We start from the raw sequence: 22,635 nt of genomic DNA, 5'->3' as shown, positions 1-22,635 counted from the left end.
TTCGGGGCGAAGGCGAGGCGCCCTCTGCATGCGGCAAGCCGAGGCTCACCGGGCCTCCCGCCTCCCTCTGTCGACTACCGTCGGTGGGCTTCCAGGATCCCCGCCAGGGTCGTGTCGAGCAGCCGTGCCGACTCCTCGTACTTCGCCGTGAGCCTGAGACAATGGGACCAATCAGGAAGACCCTCCTCAACGTTATCTGGCTCGTGCTTTCGGGCTTCTGGCTCCTCCGGGCTACACGCTGGCGGCGCTCATCATGTTCGCGCTCATCATCACGATCCCCTCGGAAATCGCGGCGGCGCGGATCGGCATCTACGCGCTCCGGCCGTTCGGCAAGGCCGTGGCTGCCACGCCGAACGCGGGCGTCGGGTCCTTCCTCGGCAACGTCGTCTGGGTGGTGCTGGCCGGCTGGTGGATCGCCTTCGAGCACCTCCTCTCGAGCACCTCCTCTCGGGCATCGCGCATCGCGCATCGCGCATCGCCCAGTACCGGGCCGGCACCGCGACGGCACGTCCACTCGCCGAGTGATCATCGCCTTCAGCGACGCCGGCTGGAGCGACTACCAGTACTGGGTGCCACCGACCGGGCCATGGTGAAACGCATCAACAAGCTCATCGCCGACGTGCAGCGAACCCCGTTCACCGGCATCGGCAAACCCGAGGCGCTCGAGCACCAGCTCACCGGCTACTTGTCCCGCCGCATCACCGACTGATCTACGTCGTCGAGGAGAACCAACTCGTCATCATCGCCGCCAGATACCACTACTAAGTGAGGCTGCGGCCGCGGCCGTCCGCATCCTGAACCGGAGCCGTCGATGCCGTGGAATTGCGCCCGCGGAAGCAAAGCCGAAACTGACCGCCAGGGGGACGCGAGCCCCGTCGCCCCCGCGCGTCTCAGAACGCAAGCCCGTGCCGCTCCACCAGTGAGTGGGTGGCCTCGACGTCGACCTCGCAGCCATACTCGGCCGCCAGCGTCGGAAGCGCATCCGCGTCGTACTCGCCACCCGGTTCGGCCAGCCGGTGCAAGAGCTGCTCGATTCCGCCCGGTGCGATCAGCTCCAGGACCCGAACCGGTTCGTCTCCAGCATTCTAGAAGGTGTGCCAGTGGCCTCTCGGTTTGAACACCAGCTGACCCGGCTCGGCGACGACCTCGTCGCCGTCCTGGACGACGCCGAGCCGCCCGTCAAGCACGAGACTGTATTCGTCTTCCCTGCTGTGCTTGTGGATCGGGGCCGCGAGGACACGCGGCGCCAGTGCGTGTTCGACCACCGCGATCAGTCCACCGGAGTCGCTGCTGTCAATGACGTAGCGGTCCACCGCCGTGGGGTCTCCGGTGGCCTCGACATCGCGGACAGTTATCACGCGAATGCCGGGCATCTTGGCTGGGTTCGTGCTCATTGTTCCTCCTCCGAGCCTGGACAGCGAGCATGACCCGACAGTATGCCGACCCCAGACGCTTTGGAATGCCCGGCCCCGCGCCAGCGCGAAGGGCGCCCGCGCAGCCGCCCGGCATGCCCTGAGACCGCTGGAGAGCATCCGTCGCGTCGATAATTCCCAGCTGTGGGGCATCGCAACCCTTCGGTGGGCGACGGATGCCGCCACAGCTGGGAATTATCGCCCGGCAGTGCGCGCGGGGCCGCCTCGTTCGAGGGGGCCCCGCGGCATCCGGTGCAGCCGAATCCTTGACACTTTGGTGTCAATAGTGACACCATTGATTATGGCTTCGGTTAAGGATCTGGTCGAGCAGATGCGGTCGAATCCAAAGAACGTTGGCTATACGGAAAGGAGATCAGCGATGAAGAACGTGGATCACTACACCTATCGAGTGACCTGGTCAGCAGAAGACGACGAGTTCGTTGGACTCGTCGCCGAGTTCCCTTCCTTGTCGTGGCTGGCCGCCGCGCAGGTCGACGCTCTGCTGGGCATCCGAAATCTGGTTTCCGATGTCGTGGCCGACCTCGAGTCATCAGGCGAGCGCGTACCCACCCCAATCGCCGACCGGACCTACAGCGGCGAGTTTAAGCTCCGCATCCCGCCCGAGCTTCATCGCGCCCTCGCGATCGAAGAGGCCGAGGAGAAGGTCAGCCTGAACCGCCTGGTGAGCTCGAGGCTCTCTCGATAAAGCCGGCCCAGCAGCGGCGGGTGCGGCAGAATTGTCGGAGACAATGGTGAGCATGGATTCCCGCAACCTCGTCGATCGCGCCGCCACTCTCAAGAGCGAGCTGGTGGGCTACGCGGTCGGGCCGGAATTCAAACCCCAGCTGGGCGTGGCGGTGTCGGCGGCGTTTGAGCACACCGACGATGACTACGATGCGGTGGTATATGCCGTTGAGAGCATCCTGTTTGAACGCGCGGAACCGGGCGGCGCGACCGTGCTTGAAACCTATCTCCTGGCCGAAACGCACCTCGCGCCGGCAGACCGCGAGGTCTTGGAGAGCTGGCGCGATCGCGCCGTTTTCGGAGTCTTCCAGGTGGTCTCGAGAAAAGGCGACACGCTGACGCTCGTCAACCTCGTCGATGGCCTCACCTACGTCACGTACTCCACCATGGGGGCGGCCGCGATTCGATCGGCGACGCGGGGGAGCTACGTTGTGTCGCGCGTGGTCCCGATCGGTGACGACTGGGTCCTCAGCGGCATCCAGCAGCTCTACCCCAAAAGGGACCGCCTGGTCGTCGGGGCGATTGTCGCCCGGTTGATCCAGAGCGATCCCACCGGGCCATACCGCAGCCCGGCGAAGCGCCGGCGCGCACTCGAGATCGTGGGCAACTATCACGACGTCTTCCTGTCGCTCTTCGGTTCCGATGCCGTCGCGGGCACCGGACAGGAGATCGCGAGCGCCTACCGTCGCTACCTGCGGGACTGCGCCGCCCTGGCGCTGGTCGCGTCGCCCGGAGCGACGAATCCGGCCGAGATCGACGCGGTCGCGGAACGCGCCTACCAGACGTTCCCGGCCGAGCTCCTCGACGCCGACGATGTGGCGCTGCTGCACCACCCGGTCAAGGGCGCCTCCTTCTACCGCGAGCATGGCCTGGTCGAGGATGCCCACCGCAGGCCGCCCGCCCGCGCCAGCGCGAAGGGTGTGATCGTCGTGCGCGACTATCTTGCCGACGAGTCGATACCGGCTTTCGTGCTGTCACGTCTCGCATCCGCGTACCCGGACACGGTCGACCGCCTCTACCGTCTCGTGCTGAAGCGGCCGGCGTTTCGGTGGGCAACGGATGGCGACGCCCTTCTGAGCGCGCGCAAGCCGCTGTGGTTCGCGACGGCCGACCTGCCCGACCTGACGCTGATGCCCCGGATCGCCATCGACGCGATGAAGCGCGCGACGACGTCGTGATCGCGGAACAGACACGTCCGTCCGGGGCCTTTCTGGAGGTGCGGCGTCCTGCTGCCGCGGCGGACGGATCCGCTACTTGCCGGTGAGGATGTATCGCTCGGTTCCAAAGGTGGCCTCGATCGTGAGTTCGCCGCCGAGGGCCTCGATGTATCTGCGAAGTGTTTCAACTTGAGTTCGGTCGATGTCGCCGCGCTCGATACGCGACACGCGATTCTGGCTGACATGCAGCTGCTGGGCCAGGGCCGTCTGGGTGATGGCGTGCGCGCTGCGTATCTCTTTGAGGCGCGCCGTGCGCACCGCCTGGCGGAGCTCGCCTGCGATCACAGATACGCGGGTCTCGTCTACCGGGCGGCGCTTCAGCTGCTCTTCACGAGTTCTACTCATGTCGCAAGTCCTTCCAGGTGCTCGGCGTATCGCGCGTCTGCGACTGATCAGTCTAAACCCTGTGTGTTCTAAACCTCACGTGGCTTTCTGGTCACGGACCTGCTGGGGCAAGCGACCGGGCCATGGCATCCGTCGCTTCGCCGCCGAGGTTACGGCACTTCCGGACCGGACCGTTTCGGGGCAGGTGCTGCGGGCGATGGCGTGCCCAATCTGGGCATGAGGATCGGGGGCATCGGGGTGTCGAGGCGCGCCGGCTTTCCCGCTGCCAGATTCTGCGCCTGGCCGCGAATGTGGCCCGGGACGTGTGTCGAGATCGACTCATGTGCGGGAAGCTGCCTCGTCGCTTCGATCACGGCATTCAGGGTCTGGGCAATGACCTCGCGGGCCCGCGATGACTCGACACCCCAGGTGCGGGCCTCGTCGACGAGGTGATCGACGGTGACCCGCGTGATGAAGCGTTCGCCGCTGATCGACATGGCCAGGTCCAGCGGCGCCTCAAAACCGAGGGCGAGCGGTGCGGCATCGTAGAAAGGCGCCAGCCGTGAACGGCCATCGTCGAATCGGAGAAGGGAGAAATTCTTCGCATGGGCGTCGGTGTTTCCCGCTGCGACATTGAGCACCGTGTATCGAAGCAGCTTCTCGCGGTCCGGCTCGCCGCGGTCGAAAATACTGCGGTCGCGATCGAGGGCGGCGGCAACCGCCGCCAGGCTGGCTCCGGGGTTGCCTCGTTCGAACTTGTCGTCCCCGCCCCAGGGAAGCGCAAGCGCCTGCGCCAGATCCTCCTGGTGAATGCGTTCAATGCCCGTAGCCGTCACGCGCCGGTCGTATCGCTCGATGACCAGCACCGGCGACCTGCCGATGGTCTCCACCCACGAATCGAAGTGGAGGAGCCGCAGCGAGCGAGCGATGCCCAGCACGTAATTCTCACCCTCGACGAGATGGCGATCCGCTTCGGCGACAGGCTTGAGGATATGGGTCGACGCCAGCGTTCCGTTCCCCGCGATCCAGCCGCCGGCGGCATGCGTCAAGGTGAGTTTTCGCTGGGAGCCGGGCAGTGCGGAGCCACCCCCGCCGAGGACGTACCCAGCCGCCTGGCTGAGCAACTCCACGAGTTCGGCTTCGCCGAGCATCCGGGGTTCGCCGGCCGTGCGGCCCGCACCTATCGTCAGTGCGCCGGCGAGGTCGGCCCCGACTGCGTCGAAAATGCCGACCAGGTCGTTACTCCCAACGTGCAGGGCGTTGGCCAGTCGGTCGAGCCATCGGCCCTCAGGCAGCAAGGCGCCGAAGAACGACTCCGTGGTTTCGACGCTCGAGGTGCCGACCGGGAGGGACGCCGACAGGGGCGTCGATCGCAGGGGCCAGCGTGCAATGGCATCGTTGCTCCAGGCGAACAGTGCCCGCCCCCGGGATGCACGCGTGAGTTCGCCCACGTGGGTGCCATAGAGCTCGACGCGCAGCGCGGGATCAGTCATGGTCGCCTGGCGACGTCGACTCCGCCGTGAGGGCAATTCCGAGCCGTGCCAGAATCTCGAAGTACCGCTCGTCGGCTCTCTTGGGCCTTCCGGCTTCGAGTTCTGAGACGTACCGCTGGGTCGTGCCGAGCGCCGCCGCCAGCTGTTCCTGCGTCATGCCGTGCTGAAGACGGATGCGGCGAATGAAGTCGCCGAGGTCGGCCGCCGACCTGATTTGAGCGATCATCGCGCCTCCCGTCGTTATTACCGAACGGTAGTAGCCTAGCGTACTATTACCGAAAGGTAATGAGCGATACCGGATTACCCTGCGGTAATAGCTCCTTGCACCGCGGATACGCCCACAATCCAGGAACGACCTGGCAGCGGCGCCCGGAGTCACCACGATTCCGCCCCGTATTGGGGCCCTGACCGGGAGGCCCGTTGGCCTGTAGCGCTGCGCTGCGCGCCTAGGTTTGAGACGCACGCCGTGTCAGCCAGAGGAGCCCCTTGCCCAACCCCGCATCGCCCCGTGATTCAGCCAGCCCTCACCGCTTCCGACCACGCCCGGGCACCGTGATTGTCATCTCCATCATCGCGTTCTTCGTTCTTGTTGGCAGCGCCTCCGCAGGCTTCCCCGGGATGCTGATGATGGCCGGTCTGGCCGGCCTCGGCACAGCCCTGTATTCACTGGTCACCGGTCGCAAGTCCTGGGCGAGGATCCCGTCCCGGGGCATCGCCGCGGCCGCACTGGTCGTCGCCCTCGTCACGACGAGCATTGGCGCCTCCGCCTACGACGCTCCCGTTGACCTCGCCGGCAGTGACGCTGACGCGACAACGTCCCTCACTTTGCAGAGCGCCCCCAAGCCGACGGCGACGAAGAAACCGGGACCTCAGGCCGCGTTCACGCTCGAAGCGCCGGTCGATCCGGACGTCACTGCGGCATCCGCCCAGCCGGCATCCGTCGTCATCACCGATCGCACCGCCACCCGCACAACCGCGCAGGCCTTGCTCGCGACACTCCTGGTGAAAGGCAGAGCCCCCAAGACGGGCTACGCGCGGACGGCCCAATTCGGCAGCGCGTGGCTGGACGTCGACCGCAACGGATGCGACACCCGCAACGACATCCTCACCCGCGACCTGACCAGGACCCTTCGCTCCGACCCCTGCAAGGTGCTGAGCGGCGCCCTCGCCGAGCCGTACACGGGCAAGGCCATCAGCTTCGTGCGCGGGAACACGACCTCGATGCTGGTGCAGATCGACCACGTCGTCGCGCTCTCGAACGCATGGCAGACCGGCGCGCAGCGCCTCACCCCCGCGCAACGCATCTCGCTCGCGAACGATCCCCTCAACCTTCTCGCCGTTGACGGCAGGACGAACGCCCAGAAGGGCGACGGGGACGCGGCCACGTGGCTGCCCCCGGTCAAGTCCTATCGCTGCCAGTACGTCGCGCGACAGATCTCGGTCAAGGCAACGTATGGCCTGTGGGTCGTCCCAGCCGAATTCGCCGCCATGACGCGCATCCTGTCGACCTGCCCGAATCAGCCGGCGCTGACGTCGGGATTCGCGCCTGCGCCCAAGCCGGTGGCCAAGCCCGCGCCCAAGCCGGTCGCGACGGTTGCCCCTGCGCCGGTCGTGGTAGTCCCCGTGCCGGTTCCGGTGCCGGCTCCGGCCCCGAAGCCCGTCGCACCGGCCCCAGCGCCTGCGCCTGCTCCGGCTCCCGCCCCGGCGCCCGCGCCCAATGTCGTCCACCCCGGGGCATTCTGCGCGCCGGCAGGCGCAACCGGTGTGACGTCCATCGGGACGCCCATGATCTGCGGCACCACTGCGAATAGCCCGGACCGGGCTCGCTGGCACAAGCGGTAGCGCTGAGGGAAAGCGCCAGGGCCGCGCGCCGTGGTACGACTGCTCCGGCGAGGATCAGCTGGCCGGAGATGCGCCCACGATCGGCTTGGTGCGGCGACTCGAACGCGAGGTCTCGGAAGCGGCGTGTGGCCAACTCAGGAGAATCCGTGGGAACCCGCGCGACCACCCGCAGGATTCCGCGGCCGCGGCAGCCGCCGACACCAGATCTCCTGAGTACGCCACAGGGCGGCACCGGCGCGCGCTCCGCACGGGGCTGCGCGGATGCCTGCGGCCGCCGGCCCGCCGCCGCTGAGCGCCCGCCGCCGGCCGCGACCTGAGAGAATAGGAGTAATTATGAAGACCATCCTCAACGTCATCTGGCTCCTGCTCTCGGGCATCTGGCTCTTCCTCGGCTACATGCTGGCGGCGCTGATCATGTTCGCGCTCATCATCACCATTCCCTGGGGAATCGCGGCGGCGCGGATCGGCGTCTACGCACTCTGGCCGTTCGGCAAGACCGTGGTCGACAAGCGAAGCGCCGGCGTCGGCTCCCTCCTCGGCAACGTCGTCTGGGTGGTGCTGGCCGGCTGGTGGATCGCCCTCGGGCACCTCGTCTCGGGCATCGCGCTCTGCATCACGATCATCGGCATCCCGTTCGGGATCGCCAACTTCAAGCTAATCCCGGTCGCGCTCATGCCGCTCGGCAAGCAGATCGTGGACATGCCGTAAGCGATCGGCCGGATGCCTCCCGTGGGCGGGCGGCGCCGGCGCGTTCTGGTTCAGCCGGAAGAAGTTCTCCGGGTCGCAGGTGCGCTCGGATCAACCGGCGTTGGACGCACTCCGCCGGCCCCGGCGCCGCGTGGCAGGTGCATCAGCACCAGCACCAGCACCAGCACCAGCACCAGCACCAGCACCAGCATCAGCACCAGCACCAGGCGCAATAGGAGCAGTTGCAGTGCCAGCCGGCCTCTTCCGCAGCTGCACGCCGAGCATGACGAACCAGAACGGCCAGGCGAGCCAGACTCCGCCGGCGATGAAGACGCCGAGGCCGAGGGTCAGCACCTGAGGCACGGTCAACCACGGAAACAGCGCGCTGACGCCCACGATGAGCAGCCCGATCAACAGTCCGGCTCCCACCAGCTCACCGCACCGGCTGAGCAGCCTGGTGAAGATTCCCAGTTGGTACAGGCTCGTGTTCGCCCACAGCATCCAGACAGCCTGGAGGAGGAGCGCGATGATCGCGATGACGGTGGGGGCCTCGAACGCGAGCAGGCCGAGGGCGAGCATGACCGAGGAGACCGCCGCGACGACCGACGCGGCAGCGACGAGGCGCACGAAGACGCGTGACCCCAGCGAGCCCTCGGCCGGCCGACTCACGTGCCACACCAGCACCGCGACCATGACGTTGCCGACCGCGGAGAGAGCGTCGTTGACTCTGCCGTAGTTGTAGGGCCCGGTGAAGGGCACCTCGACGACGAACATGGCGATGAAAAACGCACCGGCTGTGAGGGTGACGACCGCCGTCGCGAACGCGACCCAGGACATCCGTGCATTCGTTTCCGTGGTGCTCATGCTCAAGGGTCTCACCCCGAAGCTGGCAAAGGCGCGATGTTCTGGTTGAGCCGGAAGAAGTTATCCGGGTCCCAGGTGCGCTTGAGAGCGCGGAGCCGCGTGTATTTCGCCTCGCCATAGGCCTGCCGCACGCGCTCCTCGCCTTCGTCCATCAGGAAGTTCACGTAGACGCCGGTGTGGAACGGAGCGAGGTCTGACCAGAAACTGCGCACCCAGTCGCGTTCCCGCTCGAAGCCGTCGGCGCCCTCGGTGGCGGCGGTGATGTTGAACGTATGGCCGGCCGCGCGCCCGTGGAAGGCGGTGTCGTCTTCGCCCACCCTCGCCGCCGCTCCCCCGCCGTGCCAGATCGGGAATGCGGTCAGCGGGGACGTGATCCGTGCCGCGTGTTCGGCGGTGATGTCGATGACCTCGTCGGTGAGTTCGGCGACATCGCAGGAGCGCATGTAGTACCACCAGCCGGGCGGGTAGCCGGGGTCGAACATGGCCTGGTGCTCCAGAAACGGCTTCGGCCGGCACAGGTCCAGCACCGGGGACCCGAACGCCTTCAGCGGCCGGATCACCTTTTCGCCGTCATCCACCGGCCCCGCGTAGCAGCTGACCACGGCGACCACGGGCTGCCCGCGCAGCTCGGCCGGAATATAGGAGACATCGGCAGCGCGGCGGTGCACGACCATCGTCATCAGCTCGTCGGGCGCATCGGCAATCCAGTCGCGGTAGAAACGCAGCACCTTCGCCGAATCGGCCCCGGGCCAGAAGACCGGCCCGGCCATCACGATCGGGCCGACCCGGCTCAGCGCGAACTCGAACTCGGTGACGATGCCGAAGTTGCCGCCGCCCCCGCGTACTCCCCAGAACAGCTCCGGGTTCTCGGTGGCACTCGCCCGCACGAACCCACCGTCGGCGGTGACCATCTCCACCGACAGCAGCTGGTCGATGGACAGTCCGTACTTGCGCATCAGCCAGCCCAGCCCGCCGCCGAGGGTCAGCCCGGCGACACCGGTGTGCGTCACGATCCCCGACGGCGCGGCGAGCCCGAACTCCTGCGTGGCGCGGTCCAGATCGCCGAGCAGCGCGCCGGCCTCCACGCGCGCCGTGCGCGTTTCGGGATCAACCCGGATGCCGTTCATCGGCGACAGGTCGATGACCAGTCCGTCGTCGCAGGCGGAGTATCCGGGAAAACTATGCCCGCCGCCGCGCACGGCGACCAGGACATTGCTGCTCCGTGCGAAGCGAACCGCCGCGATCACGTCCTCCCGCGAAGCACAGCGCGCGATCAGGCCCGGGAACCGGCTGATCGAGCCGTTCCACACCCGTCGAGCCTGATCGTAGGCCGCGTCGCCCGGTCGAACCAGCTCGCCGTTCAGGTGCGTCGACAGGTCGGCGACCGCGCGCTCATCGACGTCGACGCGGCCGCTGCTGATGGTCGCCAACATGGTCATGGAGTCCTCATCCTCGCGTCCCCGTGACCATGGTAGAACCGAGCTGGGCCCCGCAACAGGGGCCGGGTGCGAAAGACCGCGCGCGGATGCCTCAGCCGGGCTGGTCCGCCGAGTCGCCCGCGGGCTGGTCCGCCGAGTCGTCGCCGCCATCCTCCTGCGCCATCGCCCGCGCCGACGCTTCGGGCATCCACTTCACGTCGCCGAGGTCGGCATTGGCCCCTCGGGCCAGCACGAAAAGAAGTGACGACAGCCGGTTCAGGTACGCTGCCCCCAGCGGGTTGACGGACGTCGGGTGCTCCTCGACGGCCGCCCAGACCCCACGCTCCGCCCGGCGCACGACGCCCCGCGCCTGGTAGAGCAGCGCGGCGGCGACCGTGCCCCCCGGCAGCACGAAGCCGCTCAAGTCGGCGGCCTGCTGCGCAAAGTGATCGACGGCACGCTCGAGCCGGGCGAGGTGCGACTCGCGGATGCGCGCAGCCGCCGACTCGGGGTCGTCGAGCGGAACCGACAGGTCGGCCACCAGATCGAATAGGTCGTTCTGCACGCTGGCGAGGGTCGACGTCACCTCGAGGGGCAGACCACCGACCGCCATGGCGACGCCCACTGCCGCGTTGGCCTCGTCGCAGTCTTCGTAGGCGGCGACCCGTGCGCCGGTCTTGGCAACGTCACCGTGCCGGCCGAAGCTGGTGCGGCCGGAATCGCCCTTGCCGGTGTATGAGGCCGGTTGAGCCGGTTCGAATTCATCGAGGTCAGCCATAGCGCCACTATAGTAATCTCCCCGGCATCCGCGTAGCGTCTCGCGTAGAGATCAAGGAAGAGTTTTCGTTCAGCGAGGAGCGATATGTCCAGGGTTCCATCGGGCGGCGGCATCGAGTCCGCACTCGGGGACGCGGTGAGTGAACCGCGCCGAACGGGCTGGGCCACCGTCGACAAAACGGTCTTCTTCGTTTCCGCCGGCATTATTCTGGTGATCTGCCTGCTCGGGGTGCTGTTCACCGAGACGGTGGGCGAGGTTTCGACATCCGTTCTCGGCTGGGTCACCGGCAACGTCGGCTGGCTGTTCATTCTCGCGGCGTCGGGCTTCGTCATCTTCGCCCTGGTGCTGGCGTTCGGGAGGTACGGGAGCATTCCGCTCTCCCGCGAGGGGCAGGGCACCGAGTTCTCGACGCTCTCGTGGGTGTCGATGATGTTCAGCGCCGGCATGGGGATCGGGCTGATGTTCTTCGGCGTTTACGAGCCGGTCACCCACCTGGCGACGCCGCCCCCGTTCGTCGACGCGGCGTCGAACAGTCCGGAGGCCGCCAACGCGGCGATGGCGTACACGTTCTTCCACTGGGGACTTCATCCGTGGGCGATCTACTCGGTGGTCGGCCTCGCCCTGGCCTACTCGACCTACCGAATGGGCCGCGGCAACCTCATGAGCGCCCCGTTCCAGGCCTTGTTCGGCAAGGAGCGGATCGAGGGCAAGGGCTGGGGCAAGCCGATCGACATGCTGGCGATCATTTGCACCCAGTTCGGTTCGGCTACCTCGCTCGGGCTCGGCGCACTGCAGATCGCGGCGGGTGTGTCGCTGCTGCGCACGGGGCAATTCGAGGAAGAGCCCGCGGCGGCCCTGCCGATCATCATTATCTGCGTGCTCACCGTGGGCGTCGTGTTCTCCGCGGCGAGCGGCGTCGCGAAAGGCATCAAGTGGCTGAGCAACACGAACATGGTGCTGTCTGCCGTGCTCGTGGTGTTCGTCTTCGTGGTCGGCCCGACGGTGTTCATCCTGAACCTGCTGCCGTCGTCGATCGGGGCGTACCTGACCGATATCGTTCCGATGAGCTTCCACTCCGCGGTATTCGGCGGCGGCGACTGGCTGGCGAGCTGGACCATCTTCTACTGGGCGTGGTGGATCTCCTGGACCCCGTTCGTGGGCACCTTCATCGCCCGGATCTCCCGCGGCCGCACCATTCGCGAGTTCGTGCTCGGCGTGCTGCTGGTGCCAACGGCGGTCAGCATCCTGTGGTTCGTCGTCTTCGGCGGCATGGGCCTGGATCTGCAGCTGAACGGCACCGACATCGCCGGCACGGGCAGCGCGGCGGCCGGGTTCTTCGCGGCGTTGCAGCAGTATCCGTTCTTCATCGGCTCGGCCCTGGTGGTGATGGTGCTGACGGCCGTCTTCTTCGTCAGCGGGGCGGATGCCGGCGCGCTCGTGCTCGGGACGCTGTCGAGTCGCGGCCGCAAGGAGCCGTGGAAGCCGCTCGTGATCTTCTGGGCCGTGCTCTCCGGCGCCGTCGCCGCGGTGCTGCTGTTCGTAGGCGGGTTGCCTGCGCTGCAGACGTTCACCATCCTGGCGGCGACCCCGTTCGTGCTGATCATCATCGGCCTGTGTGTGTCGCTCTACGTCGACCTGCGCCGCGACCCGTTGCGCCAGCGCACCATGGGGCCGGTGCGCACCTCCTCGGAGGCGCTCGGCACGGTCCCGTTCACGAATCCGGCCGCGGAGAGCGCCGACGTCGAGGCGCCACCGGAGGCCGCGTCCCCCCTCGACACCGAGCCTCCCCGGCATTCTGAGGGCACGTAGGCGATCGGCTCCCAGCCGACCCGACATCAATCCGACCCAGGGCGCCTACTCAGTTCTCCCCGGGCGACCGCGGTCACGGATGCTCCGCTCCAGCGCATCCAGGATCGCCACCTGCCCCCGCACCACGTTCGCCCTCGCCTCCTCGACCGGGAACCACCGGGCGTCATCGACCTCCGGGAAGTCGCGCCTCGTGCCGGATCCCTTCGGCCACTCCAGCGAGAACGTGTTGCTCTCGATGTGCTCCGGACGGAAGTCGGACTCGGCCGCGAAGACCGTCACGATCTTGCCCGCAGACTGCCGGAACGAGCCCAGGCCGACCATCGGGACGTCGGGGGCGGGAACGCCCACTTCCTCCTCGAACTCCCGGCGGGCAACGGCCAGGATGTCCTCACCCTTGTCGTACTCGCCCTTCGGCACGGTCCAGGCGCCCGCGCCCTTCCGCGCCCAGAACGGTCCGCCCATGTGGACGAGCCAGACCTCCAGGGCCGGGGCGCCCGGGGCCGGAACATCGTCGGTCACGACATCCGCAGCCCCGGCATCCGCCACCGAGGCGACCGGGACCGGGGCATCCGCGAATCGATAGAGCAGGATTCCCGCGCTCTGTTTGGGCATCCGCTACCTCCGTTCGTCACCGCCGTCACGCCCAGTTTGCCCATTCCGGTCGAGTTTGGCAGGCACACCAGGCAAACTCGACCGCAACCGGCAATCTCGGCGCACGGGACAGTTACGCGGGGGCCAGGCTGACGCGGTCGCGACCGGTGCGCTTGGCCTCGTAGAGTGCGGCATCCGATCGGGCGAGCCATTCCGACACGACCTCGAACGGCTTGAGCTGGGACACGCCGGCGCTCACCGTGCAGGTCAGCCCGGGCGCGATGGTCTCCCACGGGTAGGTGCGCACCGAGGCGAGCAGCCGCTCGCAGACGAGCTCGGCCTGCTCGAGGCTGGTGTGCGCGAAGATGAGCAGGAACTCCTCGCCGCCCACCCGCACGGCCAGGTCGGTGTCGCGGGTGACCGCGCGCAGCAGGTTGGACATCGCGGTCAGCACCTGGTCGCCCGTGGCGTGGCCGTACTCGTCATTGACCCGCTTGAAGCGGTCCAGGTCGATCATCGCCGCACAGAGCGGCTTCGCGCGCTCGTCGCCCATCAGCGGCGGCAGCTCGCGGTCGAGGGCTCGCCGGTTGGGCAGTCGGGTGAGCGGGTCGGTGTGCGCCTCGTGGTCCAGCTCCTCGGCACGGATGCGTTCCATCTGCGCTTCGATCCGCGACCGCTCCGCCTCGTGGTGGGCGTGTTCGATCTCGATGGTGTTGATCAGCATCTGGGACTGCAGCCCGGCCGTCTGGATGGTCATGTCGAGCATCCGGGCATCCATTTGCTCGTGATGCGCGAGCGCCTGCTCGAAACGCCCGCTCGCCTTGTGCATCTCGAACAGCGACTTGTGCAGCTCGATGATCAGGGCCGGGTTCTGCTCGGCGTCCGGGTCCGCCAGCTGGGCCTCCATCATGGTCACGGCCTCATCGAGGTTGCCCTCGGCCCGGACGATTTCGGCCAGCTGGGCGTCGTTGCTCAGCTCCATGTAGCGGGAACTTTGGCTCTGGGCCAGGCCCTTGACCAGGCCGGCGTGCTCGCGGGCCTCCACGTAGCGTTTGAGCTCGATCAGGATGCTGACCATGTTGGTGCGCGCGATCATCTCCCAGAAGGAGTGGGTTTGCTCGTGGGCCATCTGCACCGACTCCTCCACGAGCGTCAGCGCTTCCTGCAGAGCCGCCGACGCGCTCTGGCCCAGGGCGGCCTGGGCCCTGGCCACGGTCAGGCAGGCGTCGCCGAGGTTGTTCAGCCCGGCGAAGCGCGCCTCGGGGTCATCGAGTGTGCGGGCCAGGACGAGTGCCTGGCGGCCGAGCTCGAGTCCGTACTGGGGGTCGCCCAGCGCCTCGTGCACCATGCCGGCGCGGCTCAGCGCCCAAAACTCCAGGGTCGCGCTGTCGCAGGCCCGCGCCGCCTCGAGCGCGGAGACCGCGTGGCGGAGCGCGGTCTCGTTCAGGTTCGTCTCGGTGAACGCCAGCGCGAGGATGCAGTGCAGCTTCGACTGCCTGACCAGGTCGCCGCTGGCGGTGAGGAACTCCAGCGCGAGCAGGCCCTCCTTCACCGACGCTTCGTGCTCGCCGAGGCGCAGCCGGTGCAGCGACAAGAGGTGCCGGGCGTACGCCTGCTCGGTGGGGGTGACGCCGGGCCTGAGCAGCACTTCCTCGGCCTGTTCTGCGCCTTCGCGGTGCCGGCCGTCCACACTGGCCACCTCACAGGCGGCGAGCAGTTCGTCGATGCTCGGCTTCGGGGCGAGGGCGACGGATGCCGCGGCATCCGCCGGGTTCGACTCGGGGTTCATGATGGTGCAACCTCTCCCCAGCTGACCTGGTCACGTCCGCCGTGCTTGGCCGCGTAGAGGGCGGCGTCGGCGCGCGCGAGCCAGGTCGAGACGCTTTCGGAGGGTTCGAGTTCGGCCAGGCCCGCGCTGACCGTGCAGGTCAGGCCGGGGGCCAGGGTGTCCCAGGGGTGGCTACGCACCGAGGCCAGCAGGCGCTCGCAGACCACCGCCGCGCCTTCCAGGGTGGTGTCGCCGAAGACGAGGAGGAACTCCTCGCCGCCGACGCGGACGGCCAGGTCGCTGTCGCGGGTGACGGCGCGCAGCATGGTGGCCATCACGGTCAGCACCTCGTCGCCCTTCGCGTGGCCGTGCACGTCGTTGATCCGCTTGAAGTGGTCGAAGTCGATCATCGCCGCGCAGAGGGGCTTCACGCTGTCGTGGGCGCGTCCCATCATCGGCGGCAGCTGGCGGTCGAGGGCGCGCCGGTTGGGCAGCCGGGTGAGCGAGTCGGTGTGCGCCTGCAGGTCCATTTCCTCGGCGCGGAGGCGCTCCATCTGCACCTCGAGCTGGGACCGCTCGGCCTCGTGGTGGGCCTGCTCGATCTCGATGGTGTTGATCAGCATCTGCGACTGCAGGCCGGCCGTCTGCACGGTCGAGCGCAGCGCCAGGGCGTGCAGCTCCTCGTGGTGCAGCAGGGCCTGCTCGAACCGCCCGCGTTCCTTGTGCATCTCGAACAGCGCCTTGTGCAGCCGGGTGAGCAGGGCAGGGTCGTCCTCGACGTCGTGGTTGGTCAGCTGCGAGGTCATCATCGTGGTCGCCTCTTCGAGGCGACCCTCGGCCCGGACCACATCGGCCAGCTGGGCGTCGATGTCGACCTCGAGGTTGCGGAATCCGTGGGTCTTGGCCAGGGCCTTGGCCAGCCAGCCCTGCTCGCGCGCCTCGCCGTGCTGCCCGAGCCCGATCAGCACGCTGACGAGGTTGGTGCGGGCGATCGTCTCGTAGAAGTAGTGCCCCTGCGCCGCGGCGACGGCCACGGATTCGCGCACGAGGACGAGCGCCTCTTCCAACGCAGCCGTCGCATCCAGGCCCTGCGCGAGCTGGCCCCGGGCGATCTGCAGGAAGCTATCGCCGAGGTTGTTCAGCCCGACGAAGGCGGACTCGGGGTCGTCCAGTGTCTGCGCGAGGGCGAGCGCCTGCCGGCCCAGGTCAATGTCGCGCGTCCAGTCGCCCATGGCGCCGTGCACCATGGAGGAGCGGCTGAGCGCCCAGAATTCCGCGACCGGATCCCCGGATTCTCGCGCCGCCGAGAGCGCCCCGAGCACGTGGTGGAGCGCGGTCTCGTGCAGGGCGGTATCGGCGAACGCCAGCGCGAGGGTGCAGTGCACCCTCGACTGGCTCAGGAAATCGCCGCTGGCCGTGAGGTATTCCAGCGCGAGGAGGCCCTGCGCGACGGATGCTTCGAAGTCGCCCAGCCGCAGCCGGTGCAGGGACAGGAGCCGGCGGGCATGGGCCCGCTGCCGGGGCGTCACGTCCGGCCTGGTCAGGATTTCTTCGGCCTGCTCGGCGCCCTGGCGGTGCCGCCCGCCACTGTTCGAGAGTTCAGAGTCCGCGAGCAGATCGTCGATGGTGGGCATGGCCGCGGCGATCACCACATCATGTGCGTTCACGGTTGAGCCCCCCGGCTGCTATCTGTACGTAGAACCTAGCAGCGGTTTTGCGGGGTCGTCCGCAACCACGCAGCCTGGCCGCACCCCCGTGCAAGGGGTGGACAGGCTGACGCGAAATCGGCTCGGGGACGGGGACGGGGACGGGGACTGTGGCTGCGTTCGCGGCCTCGGTGGCCCGGGAAGATCCGGATTTGTCCGGCGGCGCTCCCAGGGAAACAGTAAATGCATACACATAAGATCGATGCATGACCGATCTCGCCGCCCCCGCTGTCCCCGCTGCATCCGCCGAGCGCATCACCCTGTTCGGTGCGGAGTGGTGCGGCGACTGCCGCCGCTCGAAGCGACTGCTCGACACGCTCGGCGTCGACTACGACTACGTCGACCTCCTGGCGGTCGAGGACGGCGCAGACCGTGCCGCCGCGATCAGCGGCCGCACCCAGATCCCCGTTGTCGTGTTCCCGGACGGAACCCACGTCGTGGAGCCGAGCGACGCGACCCTGCACGCGAAGCTGACGGAGCTCGGCACGATTTAGAGCCTCCTCCGGGAGATCGCCCGCCCGGACCGGCGGCTACCGGCTGCTCGTGCGCATGTGCTGCCGACCGGATGCGCGGCCCGGGCCGAGGGCTAACGTGAAGCCATGGAGACTCCCGCGGCACCGATCACCTTCGTTCCCGACGTTCGCGCCGGCACCACCATCGGCCCGAGCGGCCTCGGCCACTCGACCGTGCTCACCTCACCGGACGTGCGCGTGGTCGTGCTCACGTTCGACGCCGGGCACGTGATGAAGGAGCACAGGGCGCCGAAGACCCTGCTCCTGCAGGCGCTCGACGGACACCTGCGAATCACCGCCGGCGGCGAGGTCACCGAACTGGTGCCCGGGTCGCTGCTCCGGCTGGAGCCGGCACTCACGCACGAGGTCGAGGCGCTCGAGGCATCCCGGCTGATGCTCACCCTGATCGGCTAGCGCGGGCTCGGCGTCACGCCGACCTTGACACTTGCGGTCGAGTTTGCCCGGCACACCCGGGCAACTCGACCGGAACGGCCAAACTCGGCGAGCATCCGCGCACTACGACAGCCGCTGCAGCGACTCCTCGCCCACCAACGACTGCTCGCTCACCGCCGGCGTCCCCGCCCCTGCGCCCTCGGCCGCGAGCAGCGCGGCGCGGAAGCTCTCGATCGGGTGCGCATGCGGGAGCACCCGCTGGATCTCGGCCAGAGCCTCGTCCGCCGGAACGCCCAGGTGCCGCACGGCGTACAGCGCGCCGACCGCGGGGGTGCGGCTGATCGCCTGCACACAGTGAAGCAGCACGGTCTTGCCCTCGGCGCGGAGCGCGGCCACGGCATCCGCCGCGTCGGCGAGCACGAAGTCGAGATTGGGGTTGTCGCCGTCGCGGTCGACCAGCCGCACCTCGATGTGGTCCGAGGGCGGGATCGCGGCGGCCGGAGCGCCGACCCGGCAGAGCGACACGACCGCGTCGATGCCGTCGGGCAGCCTCTCAAAGCGTGCGACCCCGCCGAGCCAGACGCCCGGATCGCGCGGGTGGGCGGCGAGCGGGCTCACATCACCGTGTGCGGAGTAGTCGACCACGGGCGCGGCCGGCCAGCCGGAGGCATCCGATCGGCCGCCCGCCACGGCCAGCGCGGCCAGGCGCACCAGCTCGCCGGACCGCTCGCCCGGCCAGCCGTGCATCACGCGGCGCCAGCGCGCCGGCACGGCGGATGCTCCCCAGCGCGCCCCGAGGAGCCCGCCGGCGATCGCCGCCACGGTGTCGGTGTCGCGTCCGCCGCGCACCGCGGCCTCCAGGGCGGCCGCGAAGTGGCCGCACGGGTACTGGTCGATGACCGGGTCCAGCTCGGGAACGGGCGTGCGGGTGATCGCCGACCAGGCGCCCTGCAGCGCCTCGACCACCCAGCCGTTGTGGTTGAAGCGGGTCGGCGGGTTCCGTTCGGCCTCGTCGAGCCGCTCGGCCCAGACGGCGGCGCGGTCGGCGGGCAGGCGGCCCAGGGCCGCGCGCACGCCGTCGAATGTGCCGTGCAGCACCGCGTGACGGATGCCGAGGCTCCAGATCACGCAGGCCTCCACGGCATCCGGATGCGTGTGGGTGAGCTGCGAGAGCGCCGTCGCGGCCTCGACCAGGGCGTCGGGGTCGTCGAGGTAGGCGAGGGCGACCGGGGCGACGCGCATGAGCGACCCGTTGCCGGAGGAGCGGTGGCTGCGGGCGCTGTAGGCGACGGCGGCCTCGCGGAGGCCCGCGGCGGTGGGCGAGGACGCGCGCCGGATCACGGCGCCAATCTGGATGCCGACGTCTTTCGCGTCGTAGGCCCAGTCGGCCCAGGTCGCGGCGATCCGGTCGAGCACGGCCTCGTCGCGGAGGTCGAGGCCGGCTGCGGCGGCGCGGGCGATCGGGATGGCCATGGCCGTGTCGTCGGTCCACTCGCCCGGTTCCCAGCCGAGCTGGCCGCCGCCGAACATGCCCACCGCGATCTCGTCGGGAAGCGGCGGCTGGAACTCGTAGCGCGCGCCGAGCGCGTCCCCCGTGGCCAGGCCCAACAGAATCCCGGTCGCGCGATCGTTCTGTGCGGACGTGAGTTTCATGTCGACCTCCTTGAGGGTGTGCCAGTGCGACCGGGTCGGGTACCAGGGGGCCGTTGGCACTACTCCTGCTTTTCGACACTATGCGTGCTGCGAAGAAGTTTCTCGGCCGCTTTCGGGGGTCAGCGGGCGTGGTTGGGGGGCGTGCGTGGGGGCGTGCTCGAGACGCGAGAGTGCGCGGGGCGCGAGGGCCGCACTGAGTTGCGGAAAAGGAACCTTCCCGCGCGAATTGAAGGTACTTTGTCCGCAACTCAATGTGATTGGCTTCTGGGGCGTGCGCGGGGGCGCGAGGGCAAGGACGTAAGGACGTAAGGACGTAAGGGCGCAAGAGGGCGAGGGCGGCGCTGAGTTGCGGAAAAGGAACCTTCCCGCGCGAATTGAAGGTACTTTGTCCGCAACTCAATGTGATCTGCCGCCCATTGTGGGGCGCGGTGGTCGTTCGTAGCCTGAACGTATGAGCAATCACAGCGACCCCAAGGACAGGGACCCGAAGAGCGCCGACCCAAAGGACACGGAACCGAAGGGCGCCGAACCGAAGGGCGCAGACCCGAAGGGCGCCGCCCCGAAGCCGCCCGTCCGCCAGCTGCGCCTGGTCGTGGAGGCGGCCGATTACGACGCCGCGGTGCGCTTCTACCGCGATGCGCTCGGCCTCACCGAGGAGGAGTCGTTCGACGACGACGACGACGAGGGCGAGGGCAGGACCCGCGGGATGGTCCTCGACGCCGGCCGGGCGACCCTGGAACTGCACAACCCGGCGCAGCGGCGGATGATCGACGGGCTTGAGACCGACGGCGTTCCGAGCGGGCACATCCGTGTGGCGTTCGAGGTCGCCGACGCCGCCGAGACGACCCAGGCGCTGACGGATGCCGGCGCCGCGCTGATCGCGGCCCCGCGGGTGACCCCGTGGCAGTCGCTCAACTCCCGCCTCGAGGCTCCGGCGGGCCTCACCGTGACCCTGTTCCAGGAGCTCGCGACGGGCGAGCGCACCCCCACCGACCTCGAGGGATCGGACTACGAGATCTGAGCCCTACGAAACCTGACCCCTGCGAAATCTGAGCCCGACGCAATCTGACCCCTGCCAAATCTGAGCCCGGCGCAATCTGACCCCTACGAGCTCTGGCCCGACGAAATCTGAGCCCAGGTCTGACCCCAACGCAATCTGGCCCCCTACGAACTCTGACCCCGGCGCAATCTGAGTCCCAGGTCTGACCCCAACGCAATCTGGCCCTACGCGATCTGAGCCCTACGAAGCCCGGCCCACGAAATCTGGCCCTACGAAACCTGAGCCGCGGGCCCTGAACTGCGGGCGCTGAACCGCGGACCCTGAGCCGCGCTGCACGCAACCCTCGAGATGGCTCCGCCGCCGACGTGGGGCGAGGCCGACGAGACGGTGAATATGCGGCAACGCGTGCGCTCGATCGTGCCCCGCTGACCGGGGGAAATGGATTTCGCACCTCCATCGCTCAGCGCGTCGAAAGTTGACGCGACGTCCGGTCACGCCTACTCTTTCATAAGACAGAAGATCCCTTCCATATTGTGGAATATCCGACGATCGCAACCGAAGGACGCACATGCCGTACACCGTGAACTGCTCGATCCTCCTGACGGAACTGCCCCTGCTTGAGCGCCCGGCCGCCGCCAAAGCCGCCGGCTTCGACGCCGTGGAATTCTGGTGGCCTTTCCCCACCGCCGTGCCGAGCGACGTCGAGGTCGACGCGTTCGAGAAGGCGATCACGGATGCCGGCGTGCAGCTGAGCGGACTGAACTTCGCCGCCGGGGACATGCCTGCCGGCGACCGGGGCCTGGTGTCCTGGCCGGCCCGGTCCGACGAGTTCCGCGACAACCTCGCGGTCGTCGCCGGCATCGGCGGGCGCCTCGGCTGCACGGCATTCAACGCCCTCTACGGCAACCGGGTCGACGGCGTCACCCCCGAGGAGCAGGACGACCTCGCCGTCCTGAACCTCTCCCTGGCCGCGCAGGCCGTGGCTCCGATCGGCGGCGTCGTGCTGCTCGAGCCGGTCAGCGGCGCACCCCTCTACCCGCTGCTCACCGCCGACGACGTGCTGGGCGTCATCAGAACCGTCACGGCCCGCCACGGCGACACGAACATCAGACTTCTGGCCGACTTCTACCACCTCGCCGTCAACGGCGACGACGTGGCGGCCGTCATCGAGCTGCACGCCCGCGAGTTCGGCCACATCCAGATCGCGGATGCCCCGGGCCGCGGCGAACCCGGAACGGGCGCCCTGCCCATCGACACCTGGCTCGATCGGAGCTGGGAACTCGGCTACGAGGGCTACGTGGGCCTCGAATACAAGTCGGCGGCCGAGCATCCGTTCGCCTGGCTGGCCAGCGCCCAGCCGGCCAGCGCACCGACCACCACCGCATCGGCCACCACAGAATCGGCCACCACCGCACCGACCACCAACACCGAGGAGATCACCAAATGAGCACCGTTGCCGTCATCGGCCTGGGCATCATGGGCCTGCCCATGGCCTCCAACCTGAGCAAGGCCGGCCACGACGTGATCGGCTTCAACCGCAGTCAGGGCCGGATCGACCAGCTCGTCGCCAACGGCGGCCGCGGCGCGACGAGCGTCGCCGACGCCGTCAGGGACGCCGACGTGATCATCACCATGCTGCCGGACTCCCCCGACGTCGAGAGCGTCGCCGGCGGTGACGACGGACTGATCGCCAACGCGAAGTCCGGCGCCATCTGGGTCGACGCCAGCACGATCCGCCCGGATGTCGCCATCCGGCTGGCCCAGGCGGCGAGCGCCCGCGGAATCCGCCCGGTCGACGCCCCCGTCTCGGGCGGCGAGCAGGGCGCCATCGAGGCGGCCCTCTCGATCATGGTCGGCGGTGAGGCCGCCGACGTCGAGGCCGCCCGCCCCGTGCTCGAGGCGGTCGGCAAGACGATCGTGCACGTGGGCCCGTCCGGCTCCGGCCAGACCGTGAAGGCCGCGAACCAGCTGATCGTCGCCGGCACGATCCAGCTCGTCGCCGAGGCGCTCGTGTTCCTCGAGGCGCACGAGGTCGACACCGAATCGGCCATCACCGTGCTCGCCGGCGGGCTGGCCGGCAACCGCATCCTCGACCGCAAGGCGGCCGCGATGGCCGCACGCACGTTCGAGCCGGGGTTCCGCGTCGACCTGCACCACAAGGACCTGGGCATCGTCACCGCCGCCGCCCGCGAGGCCGGCGTCGCCATCCCGCTGGGCGCGATGACCGCCCAGCTGATGGGCTCGCTCCGCGCGCAGGGCCACGGCTCGCTCGACCACTCCGCGCTGCTGCTCATCGTCGAGCAGCTGTCCGGCCGCTCGCGCGACTAACCAACAGCGCGACTCACCAACAGCGCGACTCACCACCAGCGCAGCTCACCACCAGCGCCAAGCAACCAGCCCCGCCAGGCACCAGAACCACTAGGA

23 protein-coding genes are annotated in these 22,635 nt (G+C 68.6%); 11 read left to right on the top strand and 12 right to left on the bottom strand.

The annotated features are described in order from the left end of the window. Positions 1 to 253: 253 nt before the first annotated feature. Complete coding sequence (locus tag E3T54_RS17355) at positions 254 to 709, top strand: type II toxin-antitoxin system YoeB family toxin (protein WP_241977177.1); 456 nt, start codon at positions 254 to 256, stop codon at positions 707 to 709. Positions 710 to 890: 181 nt separating this feature from the next. Here the strand turns inward: E3T54_RS17355 and E3T54_RS17570 are convergent, their stop codons facing one another. Beyond that, positions 891 to 1,022, bottom strand: coding sequence for a hypothetical protein (locus E3T54_RS17570; RefSeq protein WP_255452866.1), 132 nt, complete (start codon positions 1,020 to 1,022; stop codon positions 891 to 893). A 63-nt stretch (positions 1,023 to 1,085) separates the two neighbouring features. Then, positions 1,086 to 1,394 carry a cupin domain-containing protein gene (locus E3T54_RS17100; protein WP_198414472.1) on the bottom strand — a complete coding sequence of 103 codons (309 nt, stop codon included), beginning with the start codon at positions 1,392 to 1,394 and terminating at the stop codon, positions 1,086 to 1,088. Between the two features lie 397 nt (positions 1,395 to 1,791). Between E3T54_RS17100 and E3T54_RS11065 the strand changes: the two genes are divergently transcribed. Both E3T54_RS11065 and E3T54_RS11060 read left to right on the top strand, forming a co-directional pair. Beyond that, positions 1,792 to 2,118 (top strand): type II toxin-antitoxin system HicB family antitoxin, encoded by a 327-nt coding sequence (locus E3T54_RS11065; protein ID WP_134475719.1) that lies wholly within the window; start codon positions 1,792 to 1,794, stop codon positions 2,116 to 2,118. 52 nt (positions 2,119 to 2,170) lie between these two features. Next, entirely contained in the window at positions 2,171 to 3,334 is a 1,164-nt protein-coding gene (locus tag E3T54_RS11060) for a hypothetical protein (protein WP_134475718.1), read from the top strand. 72 nt (positions 3,335 to 3,406) lie between these two features. Here the strand turns inward: E3T54_RS11060 and E3T54_RS11055 are convergent, their stop codons facing one another. From E3T54_RS11055 to E3T54_RS11045, 3 genes are all read right to left on the bottom strand, one after another. Beyond that, positions 3,407 to 3,718 carry a helix-turn-helix domain-containing protein gene (locus tag E3T54_RS11055; RefSeq protein ID WP_134475717.1) on the bottom strand — a complete coding sequence of 104 codons (312 nt, stop codon included), beginning with the start codon at positions 3,716 to 3,718 and terminating at the stop codon, positions 3,407 to 3,409. A gap of 149 nt (positions 3,719 to 3,867) precedes the next feature. After that, positions 3,868 to 5,190 (bottom strand): type II toxin-antitoxin system HipA family toxin, encoded by a 1,323-nt coding sequence (locus tag E3T54_RS11050; protein ID WP_134475716.1) that lies wholly within the window; start codon positions 5,188 to 5,190, stop codon positions 3,868 to 3,870. After that, on the bottom strand, positions 5,183 to 5,416 hold the full coding sequence (locus E3T54_RS11045) for a helix-turn-helix transcriptional regulator (RefSeq protein WP_134475715.1): 234 nt from the start codon (positions 5,414 to 5,416) through the stop codon (positions 5,183 to 5,185). Before E3T54_RS11045 ends, E3T54_RS11050 begins: the two co-directional genes overlap by 8 nt. A gap of 326 nt (positions 5,417 to 5,742) precedes the next feature. On the opposite strand from E3T54_RS11045, the gene E3T54_RS17025 reads away from it, so the two are divergent. Beyond that, positions 5,743 to 7,032 (top strand): HNH endonuclease family protein, encoded by a 1,290-nt coding sequence (locus tag E3T54_RS17025; RefSeq protein ID WP_241977176.1) that lies wholly within the window; start codon positions 5,743 to 5,745, stop codon positions 7,030 to 7,032. A gap of 333 nt (positions 7,033 to 7,365) precedes the next feature. Beyond that, a complete protein-coding gene (locus E3T54_RS11035) occupies positions 7,366 to 7,740 on the top strand; it encodes a YccF domain-containing protein (protein WP_134475714.1) in 375 nt (124 codons plus the stop codon). Positions 7,741 to 7,830: 90 nt separating this feature from the next. On the opposite strand, the gene E3T54_RS17020 is transcribed toward E3T54_RS11035, so the two are convergent. From E3T54_RS17020 to E3T54_RS11015, 3 genes are all read right to left on the bottom strand, one after another. After that, positions 7,831 to 8,583: a hypothetical protein gene (locus E3T54_RS17020; RefSeq protein WP_194088199.1), complete on the bottom strand. Its 753-nt coding sequence runs from the start codon at positions 8,581 to 8,583 to the stop codon at positions 7,831 to 7,833. A gap of 11 nt (positions 8,584 to 8,594) precedes the next feature. Beyond that, a complete protein-coding gene (locus tag E3T54_RS11020; protein ID WP_198414471.1) occupies positions 8,595 to 10,022 on the bottom strand; it encodes an FAD-binding oxidoreductase in 1,428 nt (475 codons plus the stop codon). Positions 10,023 to 10,113: 91 nt separating this feature from the next. Beyond that, positions 10,114 to 10,779 carry a cob(I)yrinic acid a,c-diamide adenosyltransferase gene (locus E3T54_RS11015; RefSeq protein ID WP_134475711.1) on the bottom strand — a complete coding sequence of 222 codons (666 nt, stop codon included), beginning with the start codon at positions 10,777 to 10,779 and terminating at the stop codon, positions 10,114 to 10,116. An 84-nt stretch (positions 10,780 to 10,863) separates the two neighbouring features. Between E3T54_RS11015 and E3T54_RS11010 the strand changes: the two genes are divergently transcribed. Next, on the top strand, positions 10,864 to 12,588 hold the full coding sequence (locus E3T54_RS11010) for a BCCT family transporter (protein ID WP_134475710.1): 1,725 nt from the start codon (positions 10,864 to 10,866) through the stop codon (positions 12,586 to 12,588). A gap of 45 nt (positions 12,589 to 12,633) precedes the next feature. Here E3T54_RS11010 and E3T54_RS11005 read toward each other — a convergent pair whose 3' ends face one another. The 3 genes from E3T54_RS11005 to E3T54_RS10995 all read right to left on the bottom strand — a co-directional run bounded on the left by E3T54_RS11005 (position 12,634) and on the right by E3T54_RS10995 (position 16,614). Beyond that, the gene (locus E3T54_RS11005; RefSeq protein WP_134475709.1) at positions 12,634 to 13,200 is read right to left on the bottom strand and encodes an NUDIX domain-containing protein; all 567 of its coding nucleotides are present in this window, start codon (positions 13,198 to 13,200) and stop codon (positions 12,634 to 12,636) included. Between the two features lie 112 nt (positions 13,201 to 13,312). Further along, positions 13,313 to 14,968, bottom strand: a complete 1,656-nt coding sequence (locus tag E3T54_RS11000; RefSeq protein ID WP_134475708.1) for a GGDEF domain-containing protein — start codon at positions 14,966 to 14,968, stop codon at positions 13,313 to 13,315. Then, positions 14,965 to 16,614, bottom strand: a complete 1,650-nt coding sequence (locus E3T54_RS10995; protein ID WP_134475707.1) for a GGDEF domain-containing protein — start codon at positions 16,612 to 16,614, stop codon at positions 14,965 to 14,967. Before E3T54_RS10995 ends, E3T54_RS11000 begins: the two co-directional genes overlap by 4 nt. A gap of 245 nt (positions 16,615 to 16,859) precedes the next feature. Here E3T54_RS10995 and E3T54_RS10990 point away from each other — a divergent pair, with 245 nt between their 5' ends. Both E3T54_RS10990 and E3T54_RS10985 read left to right on the top strand, forming a co-directional pair. Then, positions 16,860 to 17,147, top strand: coding sequence for a glutaredoxin domain-containing protein (locus tag E3T54_RS10990; protein WP_134475706.1), 288 nt, complete (start codon positions 16,860 to 16,862; stop codon positions 17,145 to 17,147). A gap of 105 nt (positions 17,148 to 17,252) precedes the next feature. Continuing rightward, positions 17,253 to 17,579 carry a cupin domain-containing protein gene (locus tag E3T54_RS10985; RefSeq protein WP_092321112.1) on the top strand — a complete coding sequence of 109 codons (327 nt, stop codon included), beginning with the start codon at positions 17,253 to 17,255 and terminating at the stop codon, positions 17,577 to 17,579. 102 nt (positions 17,580 to 17,681) lie between these two features. Here the strand turns inward: E3T54_RS10985 and E3T54_RS10980 are convergent, their stop codons facing one another. Next, positions 17,682 to 19,211 (bottom strand): ADP-ribosylglycohydrolase family protein, encoded by a 1,530-nt coding sequence (locus E3T54_RS10980; RefSeq protein ID WP_134475705.1) that lies wholly within the window; start codon positions 19,209 to 19,211, stop codon positions 17,682 to 17,684. Positions 19,212 to 19,662: 451 nt separating this feature from the next. Between E3T54_RS10980 and E3T54_RS10975 the strand changes: the two genes are divergently transcribed. The 3 genes from E3T54_RS10975 to E3T54_RS10965 all read left to right on the top strand — a co-directional run bounded on the left by E3T54_RS10975 (position 19,663) and on the right by E3T54_RS10965 (position 22,539). Next, positions 19,663 to 20,232: a VOC family protein gene (locus E3T54_RS10975; protein ID WP_134475704.1), complete on the top strand. Its 570-nt coding sequence runs from the start codon at positions 19,663 to 19,665 to the stop codon at positions 20,230 to 20,232. 547 nt (positions 20,233 to 20,779) lie between these two features. Continuing rightward, positions 20,780 to 21,658: a hydroxypyruvate isomerase family protein gene (locus tag E3T54_RS10970; protein WP_134475703.1), complete on the top strand. Its 879-nt coding sequence runs from the start codon at positions 20,780 to 20,782 to the stop codon at positions 21,656 to 21,658. Beyond that, positions 21,655 to 22,539 (top strand): 2-hydroxy-3-oxopropionate reductase, encoded by an 885-nt coding sequence (locus tag E3T54_RS10965; RefSeq protein ID WP_134475702.1) that lies wholly within the window; start codon positions 21,655 to 21,657, stop codon positions 22,537 to 22,539. The genes E3T54_RS10970 and E3T54_RS10965 overlap by 4 nt, the downstream gene beginning before the upstream one ends. Positions 22,540 to 22,635 lie beyond the last annotated feature (96 nt).

Source organism: Cryobacterium sp. Sr8, from assembly GCF_004403225.1.
In the GTDB taxonomy this organism is placed as follows: Bacteria; Actinomycetota; Actinomycetes; order Actinomycetales; family Microbacteriaceae; genus Cryobacterium; species Cryobacterium psychrotolerans.
Note: the sequence above shows the minus strand (reverse complement) of the source record. Positions and strands in the feature narration are given on the sequence as shown.